This is a genomic window from Bacillus sp. FSL R5-0585 (assembly GCF_038004545.1).
Taxonomy (GTDB): Bacteria; Bacillota; Bacilli; order Bacillales; family Bacillaceae_G; genus Bacillus_A; species Bacillus_A cereus.
In genome coordinates this window covers 32,900-58,239 of sequence record NZ_JBBORJ010000002.1, presented here as the reverse complement: position 1 = coordinate 58,239, position 25,340 = coordinate 32,900, and the positions used below count along the sequence as shown (strand labels likewise).

The window sequence follows — 25,340 nt, the reverse complement described above, 5'->3', positions numbered from 1 at the left end:
AAACTTCATATTGGGAATTTCCATATTTGAATGTCCAAAAGAATGTAAAATATTCTTCACCTTATGGATTACATTCAGCTGCAGTGTTTGATCAGATTCTTGAAATTCTTCTGGACTTAAAGCAATGTCTAGGTTGATATACAGCTTATTGAATTCGCAACTAATTATTTTCAATTAAAACCTTCCTTCTGTTAAATAGATTATTATAATGCTGCTTTTTCTAGTAATTCTAAACGTTGCTTTGCCTCTTCCATTGCTATTGAACGTTGTACATAATCATTTTCTTTCCAATTTGGACTCAAGTCGAAAAGTGCATCATTTTCAAGAACAGCATTAAAGTCTGGATTAGAAGCTGCATGTAATTTTTCATTAAGCTCTTCCCAGGTATTAAATTCATTTAATAAAGAAAGTCATTTACAAATATTTCACTCATGATATAAATACTAATACAGAAAGGAGATGCTCGCAGGACCGAGTAAAATATGTTCTTTCAGGAATCTGAGGTGTAAATTTGATTACTTCTTTACCGAAACTTGTTTGCATGCTTTTTAAGTATTTAACTTCAGTCATTATATATATCCTCCTAAAAACTGCTAATTAGTTTGATAATAATTTCTAAAACGTAAATATCCAATGCCCTCTATATAAGAGTAACCTTGTGTTTGTAAGTCTCCTATTACTTTATTAGGCTCCTCATATTGAATTAAATCGGTTAACAATAGAAATTCAATAAAAGAAACATCTACGTCACGATAAAACCCATTTAAGATCTTTATCTCTAGTTCGCTAAATTGGATACCATACATTAAATTGTTTACTAATTTTTCAGTAATCAAATCCCCGAATTCTTTAACAGGCTTTGGGAGATACAATTTTTTTCTATCATCATTTTTAATTCTTAAATCTAAAATTAAATAATCAACTTCTTTGGAGGAAAGTGCTTTAGTATCTTGAATAGGAAATTGCGGTCTGGTATTCCTTTTAAAAAGGTCTTTAAGGGATTTCAAAAAATCACTTCCTTAACATGGTTGTAAATGAAAATATATTATTTTGGCTAAATTAGATGAGATGGAATTCAAGTTGATGGTGTTTATTGTTAATGATGTTCTTTTTTTGTTTCTTAGGGATACTTACATCAAAAGTAATATCTGGAGCAGAGTCTAGGGTGAGTTTTAAGAAGTCTTGGTCTAAGTGGCCTGAATCTAAATTGATTGGTTCTAATTCTCCATAGCAAAATTCACGGATCGTACCATCATGACCATATAAAAACCAGCGGGAATCTTGTAAAAATTTTAGTCTAATATCATGAATACCTAAAGCTGAGATTATTTGTTCTTGTACATCATTGATACTCTCTAAAATTGAAACATTTGTAGTGGAGTGTAAATTGTCTCGCAAATGTACTTCGATGCAATTGGAATATTTCACTTTAATTAACACACGTGATTTTGTAGGTTGGTTATTTTTTTTGAGTTTTAATACTAGTATTTTCGCACCTAGTTTCTTAGCGTCTTTATCAACCAATTTTTGAATTGTATTGTTCATTTTTTATCCTCCTTGTCTAATCATATTATTTATCTTTTGGATCCTTTTTCATAAACTTTGATCGGTTAATTCTCAACTCTTCTTTTAATATAACAACCTCAGAACGAAGGAAAATAGTACATTTTTCTTCAGACTTAATAGGGATTAAACGGCCGTCTTTAACCAGAGTTTTAACTCGTGCATTAGAAACTCCAAGAAGCGCAGCGACATCTTTAGTTATCATGAGCTCTTGTGTGAGCCATTTCTTGAGTTCCGGTGTTATATTCATTCGCATTCTTTCTCCTTAATAGACATAAAAAAGTGAAGTAATGTAATACCTTTGTTTTATATTAACATAAAGGGTTGCCATATGGTAATAGTTTATTTTTAATTTTTGGATTAAATAGACTTTTCAGAAATGTAGTTTGATGTTGTACAACATAACATGATAAAATTATGTTAATAAATGGTTGCTATACGGTAATAGCTGTATAAACTTTGATTATAATAACTAGTATTAAAAGGGATATTATTAATGAATTACGAAATGATTGTATATCTATAGAATTTGAACTTCCTCCACTGTCAATTCGTTTAAGAGTGGGGGATTCCTAAGTAGTGAGTTCTATCGAACGCTAATTTATTAGGCTAACCCCGCAGTCCTTGCGGTTAGAAGTCTTATCGCTTCATTCTTTATATTGATACTTGCGTTAATATCCCTATCATGGTGTGTATGACAAGAGGGACAGTCCCATTCACGTAGGTTTAGATTTTTAACGTCTTTGTTTTGGTATCCACAACTAGAACATAATTGGCTGGAAGCAAATGTTTTCGATACGACAATGACTTGTTTGCCGTACCATTTTGCTTTATATTCCAACATGGTTCGAAACTGTGACCAGGAAACCTCACTAATTGCTTTTGCTAATTTATGATTCTTTAACATATTCGATACTTGCAAATCCTCTATACCGATAACATCGTGGTTTTTGATGATTTCAGTTGAGATTTTATCCAAGTAATCTTTTCTGGCATTTGAAATGTATTCATGAAGTCTAGCTACCTTTACTTGCTGTTTATTCCAACGAGTAGATCCTTTCGTTCTTCTAGAAAGAACAAGCTGTGCTTTCGCTAACTTATCTTCTAATAAGCGAAAAAACTTTGGATTTTTATAGGTTTTTCCATCTGACAAAATGGTGAAATCTTTTAGTCCCACATCTATTCCGATGTAAGAATGTGTTTTCGGAAGTTCTTGTATTTCTGTTTCAACTAACAATGACACAAAGTATCTACCAGAAGGGTTCCGTCTAACTGTAGCGTTTACAATGCGTCCCTTTACTTCGCGACTTTTGGCAAATCGAATAAGACCTAGTTTCGGTAACTTTATTTTGTTTCCTACAACAGCAATGTTTTCATTAGTTTGTTTTGTGGTATAAGATTGTACGTTGTTCTTCTTAGATTTAAAGCGCGGAGCACTGTTTTGTTTTTTGAAAAAACGTGTATAAGCATCCGCAAGGTTGCGAACGGATGACTGAATCGCAATACTATCGACTTCTTTTAGCCAAACAAACTTTTTTTTCATAGCAGGAAGTTTGGCAGAGCATGTACCATATGTCAAACCTTTCCCTGTCTCTTGGTATGCGTTATCCCATAGAGATAGGAAATGATTAAATACAAAACGGGAACAACCAATCGTTTTATTGATTAGGCTCGCTTGTTCTTTATTTGGATAGATACGAAATTTATATGCTTTATTGATAATCATTTGTTTCACCTCCATTTCGATATATGTGTATTATAAACTGAACATACATTCGATGTGTAGTGAAGTGATCATGACAAATTGTCAAGTAACAATTTACTATCTGTTGAACAATAAAGAGGGCATCCTGCCATTGCTTATACCAAGTTAATCCATCTTCTGCCGTCTCACTTTGCGTTCTTTGAGTAAGGGTTTTCTTGGCTAAAATAATAACAACATGTTTGGTAGTAATGCAAAATATGCTTATATATCTTGTGTTTATTTCATGAAATACTTTAGAAGGGGGATATAATTATGAGAGTATTTTTATCAAGAGATGCAGCGATGAAAATGGATTTAAGACAACTTGAATTAAATACTACGTATGCACTTGTAAATTATGGTGAACCAAAAACTGCTCTTATGAAGAAGGTTCAAATAAATATTACTAAAATTGAAGATATGAAACTTAAAGTGGAAGTCGTTGAAGAGAGAGAAGGACCAAAGGTGTATGGTTTTTCAATTAAAGACTTTTTTGATGAACTAGTCAAAGGAGTAGAAAATCATCCGAAATTTAATCTAACATACTATGACATTGATGATACTAAAGCCATTGTTTCTTATGATTTCACTCTTAATTCAAAGGCACCTGATATGGAGATTAATAAATTTATCGATTTTATAGAAGGGCAAATTACTGGAGTGCATTTAGAAGTTTTTAAAGCTTTTAATTTTCCAGCAAACAAACCAAAGAATAGTTAAAAAGGTTGTAAATAAATGAGTGGCAAAGGTCATTGTTACAATGACCTTTTTTTGCTTGAATAAGTATGTATCAATTATTTCGGATTTAAAAAATTTTAGGGTGTCGATAGGTTGTAAAATATTATGTAGTCACATATAGGAGCTGGGTAAATGAAAATAGTTGCATGGAATGCAGGCATGGCATTTAGGAAGAAAATCGATAAAATATTACCGCTTAAAGCAGACATATTGATAATTTCAGAGTGTGAACAACCAGAAAAATGGGGGCAGATTGATAAAGAAAAAGGTATTTATAAATTTTTATGGGAAGGGGATAATCCAAACAAGGGTATTGGAATAATTATTTTTGATAAAAGGTATAAAATTGAAATCCATCCTGACTATGATAAGTCTTTCCGATATATTGTTCCAATAAAAGTCTCTGCTGGTAACCAGGAATTTATAATGTTTGCTGTTTGGTCACAAAAGGGTGAAAACCGTTATAGTAGTTACATAGGTCAAATATATTTAGCGTTAGAGAAATATGCTTCTCTGTTAAAGGAACCATGTATTATTGTAGGTGACTGGAACAGTTGTAAGCAATATGATCGGATTAAAAGAGTTAAGACACATTCTGAGGTTGTTGAATTTCTTGAAGGATTTGGGATTAAGAGTGCATATCATCACCTTTCTGAGGAAGAACAAGGTGATGAGTCGAAAGCGACCCATTATTTTAGAAAAGAAAAAGCAAGACCATTTCATATTGATTGTCTATTTGCTTCTAAAATATTCCTTAACGAATTAGAATCTATTGAGATAGGTTCTTATGAAGAGTGGATTCAGTTTAGTGATCATATGCCGATAAGTGCTAAATTTAATGAGTGAAAAATAATTTTATAGTATCTTAAATTAAACTGGGAAAACCACCTATTAAAAAATAGGTGGTTTTTATGTCTATTTAAATATAAATATCGCTTTATTATCTAATTTTTATTGATGCTTGCTAATGTGTAGAGATAATAAAGTTGTTTAATTTAAATAAAGTCCTTTAAAAAATAATTAAGTTGTTTACTTCTTTTAGGATTAATGAAGTAGTTTAATGGAAGAAGAATTTATAGTAAGTGTTATAATAATCAATAACTTAAACAAAGGGGGAAGCATTTTTGCACAAACTCAATGCATTAATACCAGAGCTATCAGTTTCAGATATAGAGCAAAGTTTAAATTTCTATTCGGAAATTCTCCTGTTTAAAATTGAATATCAAAGACCAGAGGATAAGTTTGCTTTACTGTCTTTAAATGACTGCCAGATTATGATTGAAGAAGTAAATGGTCATTGGAGTACTGGGGAGTTATCTTATCCCTACGGAAGAGGAATTAATTTTCAAATTATCATAAATGATATTGATCCACTATATAATAGTTTGAAAAAGAACGAGTATCCAATTAAATTTGGTATTCAAGAGAATTGGTATAGAGTTGATACTAAATTAAAGGGGCAAAAAGAATTTTTAATTATGGACCCTGATGGTTATCTATTAAGATTTGTTCAAAATTTAGGTGAAAAAGATGTTGAGGCAGATTAAGATATGTAAAATAGGATGAAAATTTAGTAAATGGAACAAGCTACTTTTTTCAATAAGAGGCATTAGTTGAAGAAGAATTAACCAACTTTATTATTTTTATAAATTACAGGCTACATAAATTTAATTTTAAATAACTTTAAAACCACCTACAAGTTAATTTAGTAGGTGGTTATTACATTTCTTAGACTTAAAATTAAACAACTTTATTGTCACTGAACACATTGTTAGATCGATTGCATAATTCGTGCGAGTTCTTTTTCTAAAGCAGCGGGTTCGTTTGCATAATTGTAAATCCCTAAAAACTTCTCTATAGCCTCTGGATGGGAACTGATTAGCTTATTGACAGCATCCTGTTGTTCAGATATGCGTTCATTCTTCGAAATTTGGCATCCCATGTGAAACCGAACCATAAACTCATCTTCTATTGCCTTTTGATATTCTTCAGACATTTGATTTGATTGATTGGATTGTGCCTTATATTTTGATAGAATATTGGATAATATACGTGCTCCATATATAGCATCATGGATACCCTGCGCCATGCCAGGATCTTTAAAACAAACTGCATCTCCAACCAACGCCCATCCTTTTCCCATTCCTTTATACCAGTAATTATCATATCCGAGAATGCCTTTGACCGGTTCTACTAGTTCTGCATTTTTCAAGCGCACCCCAATTGTTGTATTCGGAAAGTTATCTGTAAAGAAATTGCGTAGACAGCTTTCCGGATTTAATTTCAACCGTTCTATCAATTCCTTATTTTCTAATGGGAAAATGCCGACAATTACATATAAATCATCATTCGTCGGAAAGAGAATGGCTGTGTTATCTTTTATCTTGTATACTTCAAATTTAGGGACATTATCGTGGCGAAATCCAGAGAAATACCCGAAATAGATGCCGACTGTTGCCGGAATACTTATTTTGAGTTCACTTTTTACCAGCTTGCGAATAATAGAGGATCGGCCGTCTGCCCCGACTACCAGGCGAGCTAAAAATTCTTGTTTCTCGTTGTCGCCGTCTAAACCTTTGACGCCTATCACTGTTTCGTCATCACGGATGACATCCGTCACACGAAACCCTTCTAAAACAGTTACATTCATTTGGGATTTGGCTTGTTCAAGTAGAATATGATCGAGATAAGTTCTTCTAATACAATAACAACTTTCCTCTCCGTAAACCTCAGGGATGAGACCTTCTATCACGGTATCCTCAAATTGAAATTTAATATCCCGTACCGGCGTTACTTTTGTTTCCAATAACTTGTCCAGGACACCGATTTCTCGAAGAAGAGCGGCAGTATTATTGAAAAAGGTATGGGTTGATAATGTGTCCCTTGGAAAATTCGCTCGGTCCACTAACAACACATGGAAACCTGCCTTAGCAAGATAAATTGCCAGGGTAGAGCCGGCACATCTAGCACCGGTAATAATGACATCATACGTCTTATTCATCGTATCACTCCATTTTCAAGTACAATTATTAACTTGCTTATCCATTAGTAGAGTTCTAAAGTTAATGCCCCTACGAGTTAAAGTAATGGGGAAAATTGATAAGAATGCACTACATACATAAAGTATGGAAGCTAAAACGAAATAAGTACAGAAAAAATTGGACATATGACTTACAATTTATATAATCATAATGAAGCAGAAGACGTATTATTTAAAATAATATTTCGCAAGACTATAAGGAGTATCGTCAGCATTTCGGAAAAAACTATGTTCTCCCAAAAATACAAAAAACCGTCCATCATGACGGCTTTACTTTTTACATAATTGCCGTTCTCTTATAATTTAAAGTTAAAAGGAGTAAAAAATGCATATAATTAATAAAATCTTAAGCGATTTTGCCGATATAAATACAGACGAATATGTAAGTAATTATTATGAGCTTAGTATTATGTCAGAAAATAAAAAGGACAATATTTTTGAACTTGCTAAAAAAGCGACATACGCTACTAGTAATGATATATTAGAACTCATCTGCTTGAAAGAATGGAAAAAGAATTCCTAATTTGCCAATATCCCAATGGAGAGTCTACTTGGTTTGGAAAAATACCGTACGGATATGATTTAAATGGATTGACTCCCAAGGAATTTATAATAGAGCAGTTATTAAATGTATTCAAGCAAGAACCAGATGAGGTTTATTGGATTAAATTAGATCCAGGAGGTTATTATGCATGCTGTTATGAAGAATATTTGTTTAAGACAGACAAAGGTATTTATTTTTTTAGTATGCAAGTACACGATTGAATAATCGGGATTTGAAATATAGTTTTATTCAAAAAGATTTATAATCTAATAATAAAGAAGAAGTCTCCAGGTCAAAGGAATAAGAATTAAATGAAGAATGCAGATAGTCCAAGTGAATTTTGTATTCTTCTTAATTCCTATTATGTTTTTGAAAATAAAGTTAAAAAACCAAGCCCCTAAAATTGTAACAGATAACTCAAAGATCGTAATTATCCATTCTAGTATAGTATGTTCTACATCAGGAGAAGCGCCAGCCATACCAAGAACAACTATAACTGGAAATGAGGGTATATAAACATGTAAATAAGAAAATTATATTTTATCAATGTTTTTCCTTCCATAAGATCCACTCCTAATATAGAACTAGTAGTTAAAGGGGAATTATCAAACTTACTCAAAATTTACACATAATATATTTTAAGTATAGAAGTTAATGCTTTTATACTTAAATGAAGACCCCTAGATAATGTTATTTTAGAGGTCTTCGAAGAAATATCATATAAGATCAAGAAGTGATAAGGAACTATAGCAAACAATTAGTCTGCATACATATCAGAAGGTAATAGGGGACTATAGCACAATTCAATCAATATTTTAAAATATATCCATATTATAACAAAAAATGTAAATGCAAATAAAGTCTGAATCTTCCGTTAAAAATAAATTGAATATGATGGTAGTAATTTATATAATGTATGTAAGACTTTCTTTTTTCTTTTTATAATCCATAAATACTACAACCCTTTCGGGGAAATGACTTTGTAAAGCAGCCTTGCTTGCAAAAATTCATATACCCAAAAGGGTTTTTTGTGTTTAAAAACAATTAGGCTTATACCGTTTATATAGATATTTCTAAAAAGAAAGGATGAAAGTAGTTGTATATATTTGAAACGAAAAATTGCAGAAGGACAATTAGCGATGGATTTATTTGATTTTTGAAAAAATGTGAAAAGTAAAGAGGAATTTAATGAAGAAATTAAAATTAAAACATTAAGGGAGGAAATTATAATGATAGGTGAAACTTTTAACAATTTGTTAATAAGTCTGGCTGGTTTAATAGTGGGGTTAAGTGCTATATATTTAATAATTAAATATAGCTTCAAATTAACAGTAGAAAAAGCTATACCTAATTTAATAGCCTATGCTAGCTTATATTTACCAGGAGTTATAACATTTGGTTTAGTTGGATACGTTTCTAATTCATGGATTTTTGGAATTGTAATGGGTGTTATAGTTGAGGCAATTCGTTTCTATGGGTTTTGCAGAATACTAAATCAAATATTCTCTTCTTTAAGAGCAATGAAAGTGAAAATTGCTATAGCAAATGCTAAAAGCAAACCTTTAGAGGTAATTGAAGCTGCTGAAGTTAATATTGAAAAAGAGAACATATTACAAAAGCAACCAGTAATTGAACTGAAAAAAGAACAGAAGGAAATTATAAAAACAGAAGAGCCAGAAATAATTGATGATGCAGATGATGTAGAAGATTTGGATGAAATGGAAGGCTTAGAGCGTGTAGCGGTACTGAAGCACATAGAAATGGTCGCAGAAACTAAAGAAGAAATACTAGTGGAAAATGATACTACAGTTAAAAGTGAACGTAAACAAGCAGAAAGTACACCTGATACACAGGAAATCTATGAGCAGTTACAATTAGTTCTAGTTAATGGAAATTCAGATAGGAAAAATGAAGAAATTAGTTTTGATTAATAAAAAAGCTATCATTATTTAGACATGATGATAGCTTTTTTCGTCTAGTGTAGAGTTGAAATAACGTTTAAATGTTTATAAAAAAGTACCGTGAGGATGAGGGGCATGTGAAATGAAAAATTTCTCAATACTTTTACTGCATAAATATATATCTTTAGTTAATAATGCTTAAAGTTTAGTAAATGAAAAGGAGCTGAAAAAATGAAACAAGAATAATTTATTTAATTAGCTGGAGGAGTATTCAAAAATGATGAATACTACAATTAGTGGGGGGATGGTAGATATTAAATTCTAAACTGATTAACAAGGAGGAAGAAAATTGTGGCACATTCAAAGAAAATAGAAGATTTTAATATTGATGAGTTGCTTCATGAAGTAAAGTTACGGGAAAATAAAGAAAAATTGGTACATGATATAGGTGAAAGAGAAATTGAATCGGTTGTCGTTCCTAACGAATCTGAAAATGAAGCGCTTGGTGTCTTTACAACAAGCGAAATTATTGAGGGGCTCAAGGAAAAACAAAAAGCCATATATGGTGTAGATGACCGAATGGATGTCAAGGATGTAGTGGATCAAGAAATTTGTAATGTTGCAGACAGTGTTGTGGCTCTTTTTGAAGCTACTAGTGTTAGCGATAATGGAGATGGAACTTCTACTCTGAAAACGAAAAAGTTTGGTACTGCTTATAGATTATGTTCTACTGAGAAATTTAGAAATCAACCAATTGGAGCATTTTGCTCTGGATTTCTTGTTGCTCCGGATATTATTGCAACTGCTGGGCACTGTATAACAGAGAATAATGTTACAGATATTCGTTTTGTTTTTGGTTTTCGTATGATAGATGATTCTAAGGCACGTACGGTCATTAGCAATTCAGAGATTTATCAAGGAGCAGAACTCATAGGCATAGGACATGAGGACGGCGAGTCTGAAGCTGATTGGGCGCTAGTTCGACTTAATCGATTTGTGACTAATCATAAGCCTCTAAAAATTAGAAGGACGGAAAAAATTGCTGATAATGAATCAGTATATGTTATAGGGCATCCAGTGGGACTTCCTACTAAGTATGCTGATGGAGCGAATGTACGGGAAAATGGACATAATACTTACTTTGTTGCAAATCTTGATACATATGGTGGGAATTCTGGGTCACCCATTTTCAATAGCGATCATATAGTGGAGGGGATTTTAGTTCGTGGGGCAACAGACTTTGTAATGAATGGAAACTGTAGTGTTTCACTTATATGTTCCGCTTCAAATTGTGTTGGGGAAGTATGTACAAGAACTACAGTGTTCGCAAATAGTGTACCTATTATTAATGATTAGTCTTGTATTTTGCCATAGTAAATCAATTCTGTACTCATTGGTGTATTAAATTTAACTCTTCAACTAACATAATATTGTTTGTAGTCGTAATTTCTCCATTTTATGCATTTCCTTAAGTTGATGTCAATGTGAGATACTGCTAAATAGAAAGTGAGAGCCACTTAAGTAGCTCTCACTTTCTATTTTTATTTTTTACTACACTGTATTAATGTAGTATTTCGTTTGATATAAAGATTATTAAATACTGCATTTACAATATGCACTTTGGTATAATGATTGTTCTGTATTCCAATCACACTTGATCTAATCCGAAGTTCTGCTTCCAACGCCTTTTAACTGCATTTTTATTACTATTTTATCGATTGTAGCATGGAATATATCCTTAGCTTTTCTCTCGATATTTAATACTTTATCTCCTGCTTAGATTGGATACTTTTTAATCATTTTCTATATTGCCGCTCTCGCCATTCTTTATTGAAGTTCAAAAGTCAGTGTACAGTAAAAAGCTAATGCAAGATAAGATAAATAGATATGAGTTATACTTCCATAGCCAAGAATGGCATAATGAATATTGGCAACCCTAAGCTTCTAAGTTCTTTTCTTCAATCCTTATCATTACTGACAAACATTACGACGTTCAATCTCCTTATTTCCGTATATTCCAGGCGAATTCTATAGAAAGTTTTATGAATAATTTAACAGTGAAATCATAAAGAAAGCCTGCATAGTGCAGTGCTTTTTTCATTTTAAGCCATGTGTACTGTTGATTGGTATGATTGCACATGATATGTGTAGGGAAAGGATACATTTTTCTTTAGCTATAATTATTTCTTGAGCATATTTAGAATTTTACTATTTAAATCGTATATTTAAAAATCTGTATTAGAAGGTAAATTTATGCAAAAAAATAAAAATTAAGATATAATTACTTGTGCAAATGTAACTCCATTTTTATTACTTTTAATGTAAGGATTGGTGGATAATAAAATGTCTACACATATTGACTGGCTTAGAGAAGGCGAAGAATTAGAAACCCTGTGTAAGAGAAAAGTTAAAATTATAGAATTTGAACATGATGAAAATGAAGATATACTTAATGAATGGGCTAAACATTTAAGAAATCATTATTGTAAGGATGAACTTATTGATGAGATGAGGAGTGGCACAGGATTATCTAGAGCCGAGTATTTAAGGGAACTAGTTTTTCCTGAAGCGGCAATGGTGATTTCGGGTGACTTTGCAGAGATACTTACAGCGGATTATCTGGAATATATGGGTCATTATGTTATACCAAGAATTAGATATTTGGATAAATTTAATAAAGAGACCAGTCCAAATGGTACAGATATTATAGGTTTTAAGATGTATTCAGTAGACCAGGAGATTAGTGAACATGATAAATTAATTACCTGTGAGGTCAAAGCTCGGTTGGTCACAAAAAAAGAGAATGTTTTGCAGGATTCTATTACTCATGCTAAGAAAGACATGTTTCGTTTAGCTGAAACTCTAAATGCTACAAAGCAACGTTTAAAGCTTTACGGGGAGACATCCCAGGTTCAATTGATACAACGTTTTCAAAATAAGGTGGAGAATCCATATACAAAAGTTACTTCAGCAGCTGTAGTCCATTCGAATGAACAGTGGGACCCTAATTTTGTTTCTGGAAAAATCTTAGATGTTCAGGATGTAGAAGATATTTATATGCTGGTTATAAAGGGGGATGCCCTAATGGAAGTTGCCAGATCGTTATTTAGGAGGGCAAGTGATGAGGCCTAAAAAGAAAGCTATAAAGCATTTATCTATTACAAGATCGAAAGCAAAAATGTATGAATATAATATACCAGAAGACGATCATGTGGTAATTGATATAAACCTGCTCGACCTTTTAGACTTAACTATTTCAATTATTGGAGATTTAACAAATAATGAGCGTATCGAAGATGAAAGTAAAAAAGATTTTTTATTTTCTGCAAAGTACTTTGATGCATTGATAAATATAGCTAATATTACAAATCAAGATAGTAATTATACATACCTTAAGTTACTCGGGGCTGTTGCGTATTATCTGGCTGACTACCCAGGTAGTGCAATGGTCCTAATTAAAGAACTTGATGATATAGATTTAGATGTAAGTAATTTAGATTATATCATCCTCTCTATTTTAAAAAAGAATATAATAAAGGAAGATAGAGTAGAAGAAAGTAAATATAATAATTCACTTAAGCAATATATAAAAGCATTTAATGCATATTTAATTGAGGGAATAAGTGGGGACCTTCTTGGACAAGGTGCATATCTACTAAAGTTAGAGGCTTATAAACAAGGTAGTGATAGAGAATTATTGTTATGTGATATTATTCATTCATTAACCGGAAGGTATATTAAAAATTCTGCATGGAATACAATTCCCCTTTATACTAAGATTCAAAAGGACGATTGGAAAGAATATTTAATAAGAGATAGTGCTATTAAAGAGCTATGGCCGTCTCAAATTTTATTAGGAGAGCGGAAAGTCTTACAAGGACGTTCAGCTATAGTGCAAATGCCAACTAGTGCTGGAAAAACAAAATCATGCGAACTCATAGTAAGAAGTGCTTTTTTAGGGCGGAGAACCAACCTTGCAGTTATTGTAGCTCCTTTTCGCGCACTCTGTAATGAGATATATAATGATTTCTACCATCAATTTTTAGAAGATAAAGATATCTTTGTAAGCTTGATATCTGACGTTATGCAGATGGATGAGAACTTAGAATTTAATGAAAAAGTATTTAGTGTACTAATCCTTACTCCTGAAAAGCTGGAATATATATTGAGGCATCAGCCAGAGTTAGCTAATCATATAGGGTTAATTATCTATGACGAGGGGCACTTGTTTGATGACGATAGTAGGGGAATTAAGTATGAGTTACTATTAGCTTCCTTAAAACGAAATCTCTCCGAAAGTTGTCAAAAAATACTTATCTCAGCAGTAATTCCAAATGCTCGAGAAATTGGTGACTGGTTAATGGGGAATAACTATGAACCGATTGAGGCAAAAAATCTTAATCCTACTCAAAGAGATATAGCTTTTGTTAATTGGAAATATAAAAAAGCACAGTTACAGTTTGTTGACTCTTTAAGAATAGATCAGGAGGAGTTTTTTGTTCCGAAGGTGATGGAGTCATATCCGTTAACTTTAAAGGGAAGAGAAAGAAAAGAGAGGAATTATCCAAATAAGGGGCAAGCATCTGAAATTGCTATGGCACTAGGGTGTACACTTGTTAGTAGTGGAACAGTAGCGGTTTTTGTAGCAAGAAAAGATTCTGCAATGAAGTGTGCCAAAGATATTGTTGATGCATTTGATAGAAAGACGCCACTAGTTGATCCTTCAGAATTGACTGAAGTTAATATGCTGCAACGTTTTATAAAGTATCTAAATCGTACACTAGGTGAAGACAGTTCGATTTCGAAGGTTTGTAAATTTGGAATTATGATGCATCACGGTAGTTTGCCAGAGGGAGTTAGGTTATCAGTGGAATATGCTATTCAAAAGCAACATACTAAATTTGTAATATGTACTTCTACTCTTTCTCAGGGAGTTAATCTGCCAATTCGATATTTAATAGTCACTACAACAAGACAAGGTAAGGATGAAATTAAAACTAGAGACTTTCATAATTTAATTGGTAGAGCAGGTAGGGCAGGGAAGTATACCGAAGGAACAATAATTTTTTCGGATAACCAAATTTATGATAAAAAAGAAAGAGATGATTGGTATTGGAATAAAACCAGAAGATTACTAGATCCTAGCATGTCGGAAAGGTGCTTTAGTAAAATATTGGATATCTTTCTGCCGGTAAGTAATTATGAGAACAACGAAGAGTGGGAATGGAGTCAAAATAAAGTTAAAGAAAGTATTAATCAATACTTGTTAAACGCATTAGAGAATATTGTTGATCCAGAGGAAGCGGTAGTATTCGCTGAGGAGTTGGCGCAAAATACTCTAGCATATAAACAAGCTTTTGATTATCAAAAATTAGAGTTAATTAGTCACTTCCAGAAAATAGCTAAGAGAGTAATTGAAATAGAACCCAGCGTTTTAAAAAGAAAAATCTTTTCTAAGACCATACTACCTTTAGAAGAATCCTTGCTTTTATTCGAAACGCTCAGTAATAGTATAGATAGTCTGAATTCTGTAAAAAACTTTGGGGATTTATTTGAATTTTTCTGGCCAATTATATATAAATTTACCCCTAAACTCCCTAGATATGTACCTGAAGATAAGTTGAAATATATACTTGAAAGATGGATAAAAGGAGATACATACTCGCAAATCTTTAGTGATCCAGAAATACAAGGAATAAGATTAAAGAAGAATCGTAATCTACTCGTTGAGCATGTTGTTGATTTATGTGATGGTATTTATGGCTACGAGAGTTCTTTAATAATAGGGGCTAGTATTGAAATTTTGGGTGTTATTGATAGGTGGGACAAACGCCTTGAAGACGGTTTAAAGCTTTTTCAAAAAGCGGTAAAGTATGGTTTGCTTGATCATTTATCGTTAACTGTATATGAGTTAGGTTTTGTAGATAGAAGTCTAGCGCATTCAATAGCATCTATTATTCGAAAGGACATACAAGGAGTAAGTAAGCAGAGTGTTAAAAATGCTTTAAAGGATAAGAGAGATTCCATTGATATGTTGATATGTGAAGAGTATCCAAGTTATTATGAAGAGGTTTTTCAAAGGTATATCTAAATTAATACTAAACGTGTTTGTTTAAATTGTGGATTCGTTTACATGTATATCAGAATTGTTTATTGGCGATATAAAAAAGAAAAAACTCATCATATCGATGTTTTCTGCGTTTCTACTTTTCTATCTTATTAGTAGGAACGCCTTTTTCATTGACTTAATAACTGACTTATTCAATGCAATATATTCTAATATAGTAGTGTGAGAAATTATTTCTTATCCATAGACTATGGTCTAGTTATCCACCACATCATCATGATTAGCTAGAGGTATATTATTATCGCTTTAACAAGCCGCAGAGACTTGGATGTGTGATGTATTTATGTTGGATGATTCAACATCTTAAGAACAGCCCATGGAATAATCGTATCATGGTGGAAGACCACACGTGGTTATTAGAATTAAACACGAAAATTTGGCCAGAAAAGGAATAGACGAAAATAAAGGTTGTGGCGCAAAACGATGTAGCTTGCAATCATTTTTGCACCACAACGACTAATTATTTTGTGGATTTGGGCAGGTTCTTATGTGAGATAGCATAAGAGCCTGTTTGCATGTTCCACCTTTTTTTATGTACAATAAGAACTAAGAGATGATATAGACAGGGAGAGGAAATCCATGTCCACTAAATTAGTAAATTTACGCATTGATTTTGCTTTTAAACAACTATTTGGAACAAAAGGAAATGAGGAAATTTTAACGGGTTTCCTAAATGCAATTTTAGAGGAATCTTTAGATGCACCTATTACTTCGCTACAATTAGATGATCCACACCTCCATAAATCTTATGAAGATGATAAGTTATCGATTTTAGATCTATTAGCAACACTAGATAATGGGACGCAAGTAAATATCGAAATCCAGCTTCGAAATACACATGATATGGTAAAGCGCTCCTTATATTACTGGAGTAAACTTTACACTTCTCAAATGCAAGAAGGAATGCCATATCGTTCACTTCGGAAAACCATTACCATTAACTTACTAGACTTTATTTTATTTTCTCAGGATGATGCATTTCATACCATCGGACAATTATGGAATACAAAATTACAGCGACTCTTAAGTGATGACATTGAAATCCATTTTGTAGAGATACCGAAATTGGTAAAACAATGGCGTGAAGAAAAAGTAAACCCGTGGGAAAATACATTTGTTCGTTGGATGTTATTATTACCAGCACATGAAGATGAACATTTAACTCAAACATTGGAGGAGATTGCGATGAATCAAGATCCAATTTTACAAAAGGCAATAAATAAATGGGAAAATATGAGCCATGATTCTTCTTTCCGAACAGCATATGAAGCTCGAGAGAAATTACTTCTAGATGAACAAGCTAAGTTGGCTCATGCAGAACAAGAGGGCATGGAAAAAGGCATTGAGCAAGGTAAGATGCAGATGATCCGAGGAATGTATGAAATTGGTGTACCACTTGAAACTATTGCAAAAGCAAGTAAGTTGAGTGTGGAGGAAATAGAACGTATCTTAAAGCTAAAATAAATATATATGAGTATACAGAACTAATTAGTAGAAAAAATTAGACGTTCATTATCATAGTACGTCTAATCGGAAAGCATTGCTGAAGATTTCAGCAGTGCTTTTTCTATATCATTTTTTGATATTTTTCATTCTGTTCACAATGATATAGAAAAGTTGAATGAAGAATGTGATATGGAATGCATTATCTTATATTAAGTAACCCAAAAGTTATAATATGAGTATACATCAGCTTGAAGAATGAGGGTGTGTGGATTTGAAATAAAGTCGTACTGTTTATAAAAAATATGTACTGTTTTAAAGAAAGTTATACCGTTTACAAAAAAGTTACATTGTTTTATTCTTTTTCAATTGAAGAATTTTAAGTGAGTTTTAATCAATGTTTTTTTATGCGTGGAGAATGAATACTAACTGTTGAAGTGATGGAAGTGTTGTTTTCTGAAAGATATTGAAGAACGCTTTAATTTTTTAAGGAGAAAAGATGTTATTAGATTTTACATAAAAATAGCTACTGTTATTGAAAGTTGAGGAGAATGTTGTGGGGAAGAATAAAAAAAGTTATATCCTAATTACTCAATTAAAGGGTATTCCTCCAAAGAAAGAACTTGAAATAGTAGAATAGGGGAATTGATTTTATGAAAACAGATGTAGCTGGTGCTATTAGTGGATATTATAAGCAAATATATATCGCTATTAAAGAATTGCTTAACTTAAAAGATAATAATTCGAGTATAGGTATAGAATGTGGAGCAGATATTAGAATTTTTAATTCTAATAGTACAAATGAGTCAATCGAGGTGAAATTCTACAAAAACAATATAGGATTATATTCACCAGAAATTTCAAAAACAATATATAATTTTTATTGGCAAACATATGGAGATAGAAGACTACATTTCAATACAAATACCCAAAATCCTAATAAAGATATTTTCAAAAAGCATAAAGGAGTTTTTTATCTAAATGAAGATTCGGGAATGCTATATATCCTTCACTTATTAATTAAACATGAGATTAATAAAAGTAAAAATAATAATATTGGTGAATATTTCAAATCTAATAGTATTTATTGTAAGAAATGTGGAGATAGCCCTTGTGATATGTGTATATCGAAATTTATAAAAAAGTATATAAATATATATCCAATGTACTTTAATAAAATTATAAAAATTAATTCAAAAGTGGATATAAGTAATTTTGTCCCTAAAATAAGTTTTACATTTGAAAATAAATATAAAGATAACTCAATAGCTATAATAAAAAAAGAAATAAAATCTCTGTTAAGAGAAAATTATAAAGAATTAGTTTTTGAATTAGAAGATATTATTTTGGAGGCAATAATTCATAAAATAGCGATGAGTTTCTTTGATTCCACAGTTTTTAATTCAATTATTGAAAATCCAAGTGCAGATTACAAAAAACATAAAAAAATTTCTAAATTAGATGTGAAAGATTTTATTTGTAATTACAAAATGTTTTTAGAGGAGTATAAAGAAGATGTACTTGAACTAAAAATATATGATTTGGTAGAGAAAGCTAATTTGGATGAAGAAAAAATATTGTTGAAATTCAAACAAGAATTTGATGAATATATGTCTTCTAAGGGGCGATTAGAAGTTTATAATGCAGCGACGATTAAACAATATTTTAAAGATATTGAAATGAAGTTTAAAACAGAAGATGAAAGAAATGAGCTTGTAAATAGATTTGAACTTTATAATAAAGGGTTTGGACTAATAGGATACTTAATGAGTTTACAAATTAATGAAATATCTGTACAGAAGGATAAATTATATTTGAGGGCAGAGTATGAACGCTTTTTATCTATGAATAATTCGGGTTATTATGATTTTGATAATTTATCAAAATATATTAATACCAATAAACAATCTGAAAATGAGTACTACAGATATATGGAATTAGAAGAATGCTCGTTTTTAGAATGTATATCTGAATCCTGCGTGACTCCGTTTATTAAAATAGATAAATTAGAAAAGAAAATTTCTTTAGAGGAGTATCAAATAATTAATAGTATTCCATTGGAAGTGATTGAAGAAATAAAAGAATTAGTTTCTTCTAATAAGAATTTACTGATTATAAGTGGGGCTACTACAAATAGAAAACCTTTTTTAAACGCAATGTTATCATCTATACCTAAGAAACATTCTTTTTTTACAATTGCAGAAGATCTATTATCATTGCCCATTATTTGTAAAGAAAAACCTCATGTTATTGCAGATAGTTTAAAGGAAAATTATAATGAAAATCTAAAAAAAATGGCAATTACATCCAGTATATATGATAAATGTATTTCTTTAATCGATAACTATGAATTAAGCGACGAAGTGATATTTAATAACCTAAAATTTCTTTTGGAACAAAATAAGTGTTTGATAGGAACATTACATCGAGATGTTTGGAACTATAGAAAGATGACATCTTTTGAAACAGTATGTAAAAATTTATCCATTTTCAGTGATATAGATTTTAGTATATTTGATAGCTTTATCTTACTTGATAATTATTTTGTAGAGGGACAAAAGCAAGATGTGATTCGTATTATTAATAAAGCTTTATTTTAATCGATTTTTTTTATAAAAATAAACTTCACATCAATACCAAACCAACTCATTTTGATCAATCTTTGTTTAAAACGCGTGGGTTTCTTCTATGTATAAAATCAACGTTTGCAGCATGCTTTTAATCAAACTTTATTTCAAAGCTACAGGGTGTAGAAGGAAATACATTAAAAAATGGTAGGAACCTTCATATCTACTATCGATAAACCAAGTAGCCATCATAGAAAGTTTGGGAGATTTCATTTTCCTAATTAAGATTAATTACAGGGAGAGAATGAAACAAACGATCCAAAGTTAACTGAAGAGATTACGCTAGCGGGATTTGGCGGCAAAGTTATCACCAAACCATAATTATATTAGAGATAAAAGTATAGAAAGTTTAAAAAGTTTAAAAGACACATACTCTGACAAGAGGTGTGTCTTACTTTTTATATATGAAAGATGATTTTAAATTAAGATATTATTATCATGTAGGTGTTGGCAGATTTCAATAACCTTTTCTCTTGATAAACCTATTTCTTTAAATATACTTTCGTCACATATCTCAAGCTTTTCTAACCATTCAGGTGTTACACCAGTTTGAGGTAACCACATTCCGAGAAATTTCAATGACATCAATTTCACCCTTTTTATTTACTTCTTTTTCCTGCATCAAATACTTCATCTAATATTTCATCTACTTTTTTATTGTTTTTTAATAGAGAAATCACGCATATCACTTTCCTTTCGCTTATAACATGTAGTATTACGATTTCCGCAAAAGGAGGTTTTTATTCAAGTATGGATGAGAAGGAGATTAAATTTACGGTTTCAGAGGAAATATATGACCAGTTGGTAGAGATGGTAGGATATCAGAATTTCAGGAAAAAATTAAATGCTGAAGAAAAAGTGGATCTAGAAATATTGGTCAGAGGAATTATCTTGACGTTTTTAAAAAAGATTGAACAAGCCACAGAAACTGAAGAGATTAATGTAAACTATTTAAAAATTTTAGCTTCTAATACAGAGTATCCATTACGTAACAAATTGAAACAGTATCTCAAAAATATCGGCATGAAGCAAGCTGAATTAGCTGCTATAACCAATATAAAAAAGGGGAATATAAGTTTGATCGTAAATAATCATGTTCAGCCATCCCTAGAAGCGTTCTTTAAAATATGGGCTGCACTACAATATCCACCAATTGAGGAGCTATTCTATCGGGATAAAGATTAGAGTAGTTTTTATTTTGTCCTTAAGTTTTAAATTTAAAACTTTTTGATTTAATTTTAAAAATAAATGTCATAAAACCAGGCACAGGCGTAATAAGTTTTACCAAATCCGATATTAAAAGGTGGCATGAAAAAATGACTGGTATAGGTTTTCTTTTAATGACGGTCTCAAAGTTTGGTATAGCGGGCGCTTTTACAGTAGGTGTTACGAAAGCTATAGACTATTTTCATACTTTTGATAAAAAGAATAAGAAACAGGCAAAGTCTAAAGCGTCAGCTCCACCAACTCATGACTATGAAGCGATTAGGAAGGAACTTAACGAAGAGAATGTTTAGTAGCTAATTATTTTTAAAATGGGGTGTACTTATGTTAGAGCATCAAAGAGCTGATGAAAAGCAAGGTCATCCGTTTTCTGTGAAACAAGTGGGTAACACATATAAAATAAAATTTCATCACAGTCAACCCGAGTATCAGGGTGTTGAAAAAAAGTTAAATGAGCAACTTCAGAAAGTCCCTTTTCTTGTGAAAAATCTAAAAAGGGAAGTGATAAACAGCAAAAAAAAGAAAAGGTACCAATGGTTAGAGTTAGCCAAAAGAAGTGTGCCGTTGTTAAGCAGTTTTCTAATATACGCATCTCCGGCTGCTGCTCAAACAGTATCCAAGACTGCCGAAGCAGTATTAATGCCGGCAGAGATGATTCAAATATTACTAGCTATATTAATGAGTTGTATCATAATAGCAGTCGGAATTGCGCTAGTAGGTTCCGTATTGGCAGGAGTTTGTCGCATGTTTCGAAAACACAAGTTTGCTCAGGAATGGAGCAACGATATCATTCGCGGGTTAATTCAAGTATTATTAATGCCACTCGCTATATTTTGCATCATTTTATTATTCCACTCCATGTTTGGAAATCTAGAGTGGTATATAGATCCTGCAAGGTACTTACCTACATTTCAAGAGGCTTTGGAAACCTTATTCCCTATGCAACCGTAGCAACTACTTTCCTAATGTTTCATGTGAAAGAAGCTTATGCCATGGAAAGTGCTGCTGAACCCTGGGCGCCATTTGAAGATAAATTTCAATTCAAACTACCAAGTACATCAGAGGATCCTGCTCCCTTTTCATTTATTCCTGGAAGTAATTACTTTAATAGTGTTAGTACATTATTAACAGAAATTAAGTCAAAAGTAACAGGGATATCAGATGCAATTGATAGTATTGATTTGTTTATAAAAAATCTTCCTCAACACATTTATAATGGCAGTGTAACTTTATTAAATGAAATTTTTGAGTTAGTATCTAACGTTTTGTTAAAGCTACCGGCATTTCTGTTCGAAACAACAATTATTAAAGATCAGACACTTGTATTTTTCACTATTTCATTAATTTTAATCATGATTTTATGTACTATTAATTCGATAAATATGATGCTTCGTAAATCACACACCCCTATACGAAAAATCCTTCACAGAATTCCTCTTGCATTATTACTAACTGGTGCTGCTCCTACACTTTTTGCGAAAGGTTTCTCCTTGTTGAATCTATGCTCTGATGTAATTACTGGTATTGGTGTCAGTGAAATAAAAGCTGGTGAATTAGTACTAAATGGATCCTTAAGTGTAATCAATTTAATTGCACTTATAGGTTTTGATTTGCTACTTATTTCTACACTAATCCCTGTTTTATTAAAAGCTGGACGACGATGGTTTGATTTGATGTTACTCGTAATAAGTACCCCATTGGCATTCTGTACATGGATATTTGACCAACATCGGCATTGGTTTAATCTATGGTGGAAAAATGTTAAGCAGTTATCTCTGATACAACTTATACATGCAACATTTATTACTTTTATGGCAATAGTTCTATTTGCTACAAGGGGACTTATAGAACCTAATATGATTTTATTGAAAATTTTATTTATAATTGGTGGCTTCTATAGAGTTGCGAATCCTCCTGGGATTTTAAAAGGTTTCCAAGATAATGGAGATGATGTGTTTTCAATAGGAAAATCGTTAAAGAGTCATTTTACAAGAATTCCTTTAAAAGGAACAGTAATGAAGCTATGGAAAAAAGGGAAGAAAAAATAAGTCGAATTGGGGGATCGGTGATGTTTTTTAAACATTTCCAGCGTAGATTTACTTCTCAAGCAGATGTTTTATTACCGACAATCTATTCTATCAATAATTTTGATGAAAACACGGTTAAATATGTTTTAAATTGTGATGTGAAAACAACAATAGGTTTTGAGAAAATCATTTATAAAGAAGGTTGTAACAACTATTTATCTACACCAGTAGGAAATAACTTTGAGATAGTTCAGGAGCAGATAGATAGTCATTATGTTTTAGAACTAATCAGTGGTATGAACCTGTATGAAGTGTCTTTACAAAAAGGGAGTATATTTCCATTGAAGAATGACAAAGGGATATTTCAAAATATACAGGATGTACTGCAGGATAGAGAAAAAATATTGATACAATTTTCAACTCAGAAAGAGGATAAAGCAAAAGAAGACCTCATAGAGCAATACATTGACTATTTATCTGGAATAGCGAATCCATCAGATGCTTTGTTTAAACGGAAGTTCCAAAAATATGTTTATCAATTATTTGAAAGTATGAACTATCCATTAAATAAAAATTCTCAGGTGAAGGATATTGAAGCCAAAATAAAGGAGCCGCTATATCAATATCAATTAATCATTGGGATCTACGCTGAAGACACTTCAAGAAAAGACTATTTGCAGCATGTAATTGCTAATTCATTAGAGAAAGTAACTTATTTTAATCGCCTACACATGTCTCCAATCGAAGGAACTGAGGATGTTATAGACGGTATAAAAAGCAGAAAGATTCATGTGAACCAAAATAAACAGTATATAAGTGAGAGTGAAATTTTGTCTTTGGTTGTACAGCAGGAGAGGCAAGAAATTAAAAGAGATGTTGTTGGAACGAATGAATGTACGGTTAATAACCCTATAAGTAATTCAGACACAAATACAGTGTACAGTTCCGACTTTATGGAAAAAGTTGTTGAACTATTACCTTATACAAAAGAGGAGCGAAATGCTCGGTTAGAAGCAGATGAGAATACATTAAAGATACTAAATGTAATGAGAGAACAAAATATTATAAAAGAATCGTGTGAAATTATCAAAATAGAAGAAGGGTCTACAATTATGCATGTAACCCTTTCAATTCCTTCTAACGTTAAATTTAGAGTAATTAAAAAACATGTAGAGGATATAAGGGTAGCTGTTGGTTTAGAGGACCTACAATTATCATCTGCTTCAGAACTGAACTCAATTATGTTTAGTTTTCCAAAAGAGAAACGTAGTGTTGTTTACTTGAGAGATATCTTAAGCAGTTCAGACTTTTTAACTTTCACAAAAGAAGCGAAATTACCTTTTATTATTGGTTTAGATGAACATGGAAAGCCTCTCTATGAGGACTTAACAGATACACTACACATGTTAATAGCTGGAGCAACTGGAAGTGGAAAAACGTATTTTTTAGTAGGAGTAATTTTGTCCTTATGTTTATTGAAAACGCCTTATGATTTGCATTTTTATATTATAGATCCAAAGCGTATTGATTTTAAGAAATTTAAGGATTTCCCACATGTTCAAAAAATAGTTACTGAAGTTGAAGAGTCAACAGCTGTCTTAGCTGCAGTAACTGAGGAAATGGACCGAAGATATGCATTGATGGAAGAATACGATATAGATGATTTAATTGACTATAATGTATTACCTGATGTGGAAAAACTTCCGTATATTGTTTGTATTGTCGATGAGTTTAGTGATTTAGTCATGCAAAACCCTGATGTGAAAGACTATATTGTGCGAATAGGTCAAAAGGCTAGAGCTGCAGGTATTTATGTGATTTGTGGTACTCAAAGACCGGAAGTTAAAGTTGTAGACGGGTTGATCAAGGCGAATTTACCAACGAAAATTGCTTTTAGTTGTGGTAGTTATCATGACTACAAAACTGTTTTTGGAAGTGCACCAGGAGTGAAGTTACTTGGTAAAGGAGATGCTTTATTAAAAAGCCCTGTCATGAGCGAAGAATACGTAAGGTTTCAAAGTCCTGTAGTTGACTTATCTAAAGGCAAAACTAAGGATATATTGCAAAATATATGTGATTTGTTCCCTTATGAACGTCCAAATAATGGTTTACACATAAAGCCATTACCAACCCCATATGAGCGGATAAAGTCTTACATTATAGAAACAGGGGATACGGCAGTGACACGTGTAAAACAGGAAATGAAACTAGATGTGAATGTAGTTCGTAATATTATGGATCAGTTAGTTGATGAAGGTTTACTTATAAAAACAGGAAAAGGCAGATTTAAACTATTAGATGAAGTAGATGAAAAAAGCACGAAAATCCATTGATTATTTTAAGACAATTGAAGGGGGATTTT

Annotated in this window: 20 protein-coding genes and 3 pseudogenes; 17 read left to right on the top strand and 6 right to left on the bottom strand. The window is 31.8% G+C overall.

Features of this window, described 5'->3' with window-relative positions; all coding sequences use genetic code 11:
• Positions 1-593 precede the first annotated feature (593 nt).
• The 4 genes from MKY38_RS26795 to tnpB form a co-directional block, all read right to left on the bottom strand.
• Positions 594-1,007: a hypothetical protein gene (locus tag MKY38_RS26795; protein WP_137072388.1), complete on the bottom strand. Its 414-nt coding sequence runs from the start codon at positions 1,005-1,007 to the stop codon at positions 594-596.
• Positions 1,008-1,059: 52 nt separating this feature from the next.
• Complete coding sequence (locus tag MKY38_RS26790) at positions 1,060-1,545, bottom strand: hypothetical protein (protein ID WP_137072386.1); 486 nt, start codon at positions 1,543-1,545, stop codon at positions 1,060-1,062.
• Positions 1,546-1,570: 25 nt separating this feature from the next.
• Positions 1,571-1,813 (bottom strand): helix-turn-helix transcriptional regulator, encoded by a 243-nt coding sequence (locus MKY38_RS26785; protein ID WP_001027914.1) that lies wholly within the window; start codon positions 1,811-1,813, stop codon positions 1,571-1,573.
• 354 nt (positions 1,814-2,167) lie between these two features.
• The gene (gene tnpB / locus MKY38_RS26780; protein ID WP_341050506.1) at positions 2,168-3,289 is read right to left on the bottom strand and encodes an IS200/IS605 family element RNA-guided endonuclease TnpB; all 1,122 of its coding nucleotides are present in this window, start codon (positions 3,287-3,289) and stop codon (positions 2,168-2,170) included.
• Positions 3,290-3,580: 291 nt separating this feature from the next.
• Between tnpB and MKY38_RS26775 the strand changes: the two genes are divergently transcribed.
• The 3 genes from MKY38_RS26775 to MKY38_RS26765 all read left to right on the top strand — a co-directional run bounded on the left by MKY38_RS26775 (position 3,581) and on the right by MKY38_RS26765 (position 5,592).
• A complete protein-coding gene (locus MKY38_RS26775; RefSeq protein WP_137072384.1) occupies positions 3,581-4,027 on the top strand; it encodes a hypothetical protein in 447 nt (148 codons plus the stop codon).
• 150 nt (positions 4,028-4,177) lie between these two features.
• The gene (locus tag MKY38_RS26770) at positions 4,178-4,891 is read left to right on the top strand and encodes an endonuclease/exonuclease/phosphatase family protein (protein ID WP_137072382.1); all 714 of its coding nucleotides are present in this window, start codon (positions 4,178-4,180) and stop codon (positions 4,889-4,891) included.
• Positions 4,892-5,169: 278 nt separating this feature from the next.
• The gene (locus MKY38_RS26765; RefSeq protein WP_137072381.1) at positions 5,170-5,592 is read left to right on the top strand and encodes a bleomycin resistance protein; all 423 of its coding nucleotides are present in this window, start codon (positions 5,170-5,172) and stop codon (positions 5,590-5,592) included.
• Between the two features lie 224 nt (positions 5,593-5,816).
• On the opposite strand, the gene MKY38_RS26760 is transcribed toward MKY38_RS26765, so the two are convergent.
• Positions 5,817-7,046 (bottom strand): NAD(P)/FAD-dependent oxidoreductase, encoded by a 1,230-nt coding sequence (locus MKY38_RS26760; protein ID WP_137072379.1) that lies wholly within the window; start codon positions 7,044-7,046, stop codon positions 5,817-5,819.
• A gap of 364 nt (positions 7,047-7,410) precedes the next feature.
• Between MKY38_RS26760 and MKY38_RS26755 the strand changes: the two are divergent.
• From MKY38_RS26755 to MKY38_RS26715, 9 genes and pseudogenes are all read left to right on the top strand, one after another.
• A pseudogene (locus tag MKY38_RS26755) lies at positions 7,411-7,850 on the top strand (hypothetical protein).
• 1,008 nt (positions 7,851-8,858) lie between these two features.
• The gene (locus MKY38_RS26750; RefSeq protein WP_137072402.1) at positions 8,859-9,560 is read left to right on the top strand and encodes a hypothetical protein; all 702 of its coding nucleotides are present in this window, start codon (positions 8,859-8,861) and stop codon (positions 9,558-9,560) included.
• Between the two features lie 321 nt (positions 9,561-9,881).
• Positions 9,882-10,886 (top strand): trypsin-like serine peptidase, encoded by a 1,005-nt coding sequence (locus tag MKY38_RS26745; RefSeq protein WP_137072375.1) that lies wholly within the window; start codon positions 9,882-9,884, stop codon positions 10,884-10,886.
• A 449-nt stretch (positions 10,887-11,335) separates the two neighbouring features.
• Positions 11,336-11,599: pseudogene (locus MKY38_RS26740) on the top strand (replication-relaxation family protein); the annotation flags it as partial.
• Positions 11,600-11,873: 274 nt separating this feature from the next.
• Positions 11,874-12,662 (top strand): virulence associated protein, encoded by a 789-nt coding sequence (locus MKY38_RS26735; protein WP_137072373.1) that lies wholly within the window; start codon positions 11,874-11,876, stop codon positions 12,660-12,662.
• Positions 12,652-15,621, top strand: a complete 2,970-nt coding sequence (locus MKY38_RS26730; RefSeq protein ID WP_137072371.1) for a DEAD/DEAH box helicase — start codon at positions 12,652-12,654, stop codon at positions 15,619-15,621. Before MKY38_RS26735 ends, MKY38_RS26730 begins: the two co-directional genes overlap by 11 nt.
• Before the next feature lie 148 nt (positions 15,622-15,769).
• Positions 15,770-16,052, top strand: a pseudogene (locus tag MKY38_RS26725) (5-deoxy-glucuronate isomerase); the annotation flags it as partial.
• A gap of 184 nt (positions 16,053-16,236) precedes the next feature.
• Complete coding sequence (locus tag MKY38_RS26720) at positions 16,237-17,121, top strand: Rpn family recombination-promoting nuclease/putative transposase (protein WP_341050490.1); 885 nt, start codon at positions 16,237-16,239, stop codon at positions 17,119-17,121.
• 632 nt (positions 17,122-17,753) lie between these two features.
• Positions 17,754-19,700 (top strand): hypothetical protein, encoded by a 1,947-nt coding sequence (locus MKY38_RS26715; RefSeq protein ID WP_341050487.1) that lies wholly within the window; start codon positions 17,754-17,756, stop codon positions 19,698-19,700.
• 444 nt (positions 19,701-20,144) lie between these two features.
• On the opposite strand, the gene MKY38_RS26710 is transcribed toward MKY38_RS26715, so the two are convergent.
• On the bottom strand, positions 20,145-20,312 hold the full coding sequence (locus MKY38_RS26710) for a hypothetical protein (RefSeq protein WP_000053591.1): 168 nt from the start codon (positions 20,310-20,312) through the stop codon (positions 20,145-20,147).
• 165 nt (positions 20,313-20,477) lie between these two features.
• Here MKY38_RS26710 and MKY38_RS26705 point away from each other — a divergent pair, with 165 nt between their 5' ends.
• From MKY38_RS26705 to MKY38_RS26685, 5 genes are all read left to right on the top strand, one after another.
• Positions 20,478-20,912 carry a helix-turn-helix transcriptional regulator gene (locus MKY38_RS26705; RefSeq protein ID WP_088079954.1) on the top strand — a complete coding sequence of 145 codons (435 nt, stop codon included), beginning with the start codon at positions 20,478-20,480 and terminating at the stop codon, positions 20,910-20,912.
• Between the two features lie 131 nt (positions 20,913-21,043).
• Positions 21,044-21,244, top strand: a complete 201-nt coding sequence (locus MKY38_RS26700) for a hypothetical protein (protein ID WP_000145721.1) — start codon at positions 21,044-21,046, stop codon at positions 21,242-21,244.
• 31 nt (positions 21,245-21,275) lie between these two features.
• Positions 21,276-21,902, top strand: coding sequence for a hypothetical protein (locus tag MKY38_RS26695; protein ID WP_098272419.1), 627 nt, complete (start codon positions 21,276-21,278; stop codon positions 21,900-21,902).
• Positions 21,903-21,916: 14 nt separating this feature from the next.
• Positions 21,917-22,999, top strand: coding sequence for a hypothetical protein (locus MKY38_RS26690; protein ID WP_341050483.1), 1,083 nt, complete (start codon positions 21,917-21,919; stop codon positions 22,997-22,999).
• Positions 22,975-25,311 carry an FtsK/SpoIIIE domain-containing protein gene (locus tag MKY38_RS26685; protein ID WP_341050481.1) on the top strand — a complete coding sequence of 779 codons (2,337 nt, stop codon included), beginning with the start codon at positions 22,975-22,977 and terminating at the stop codon, positions 25,309-25,311. The genes MKY38_RS26690 and MKY38_RS26685 overlap by 25 nt, the downstream gene beginning before the upstream one ends.
• Positions 25,312-25,340 lie beyond the last annotated feature (29 nt).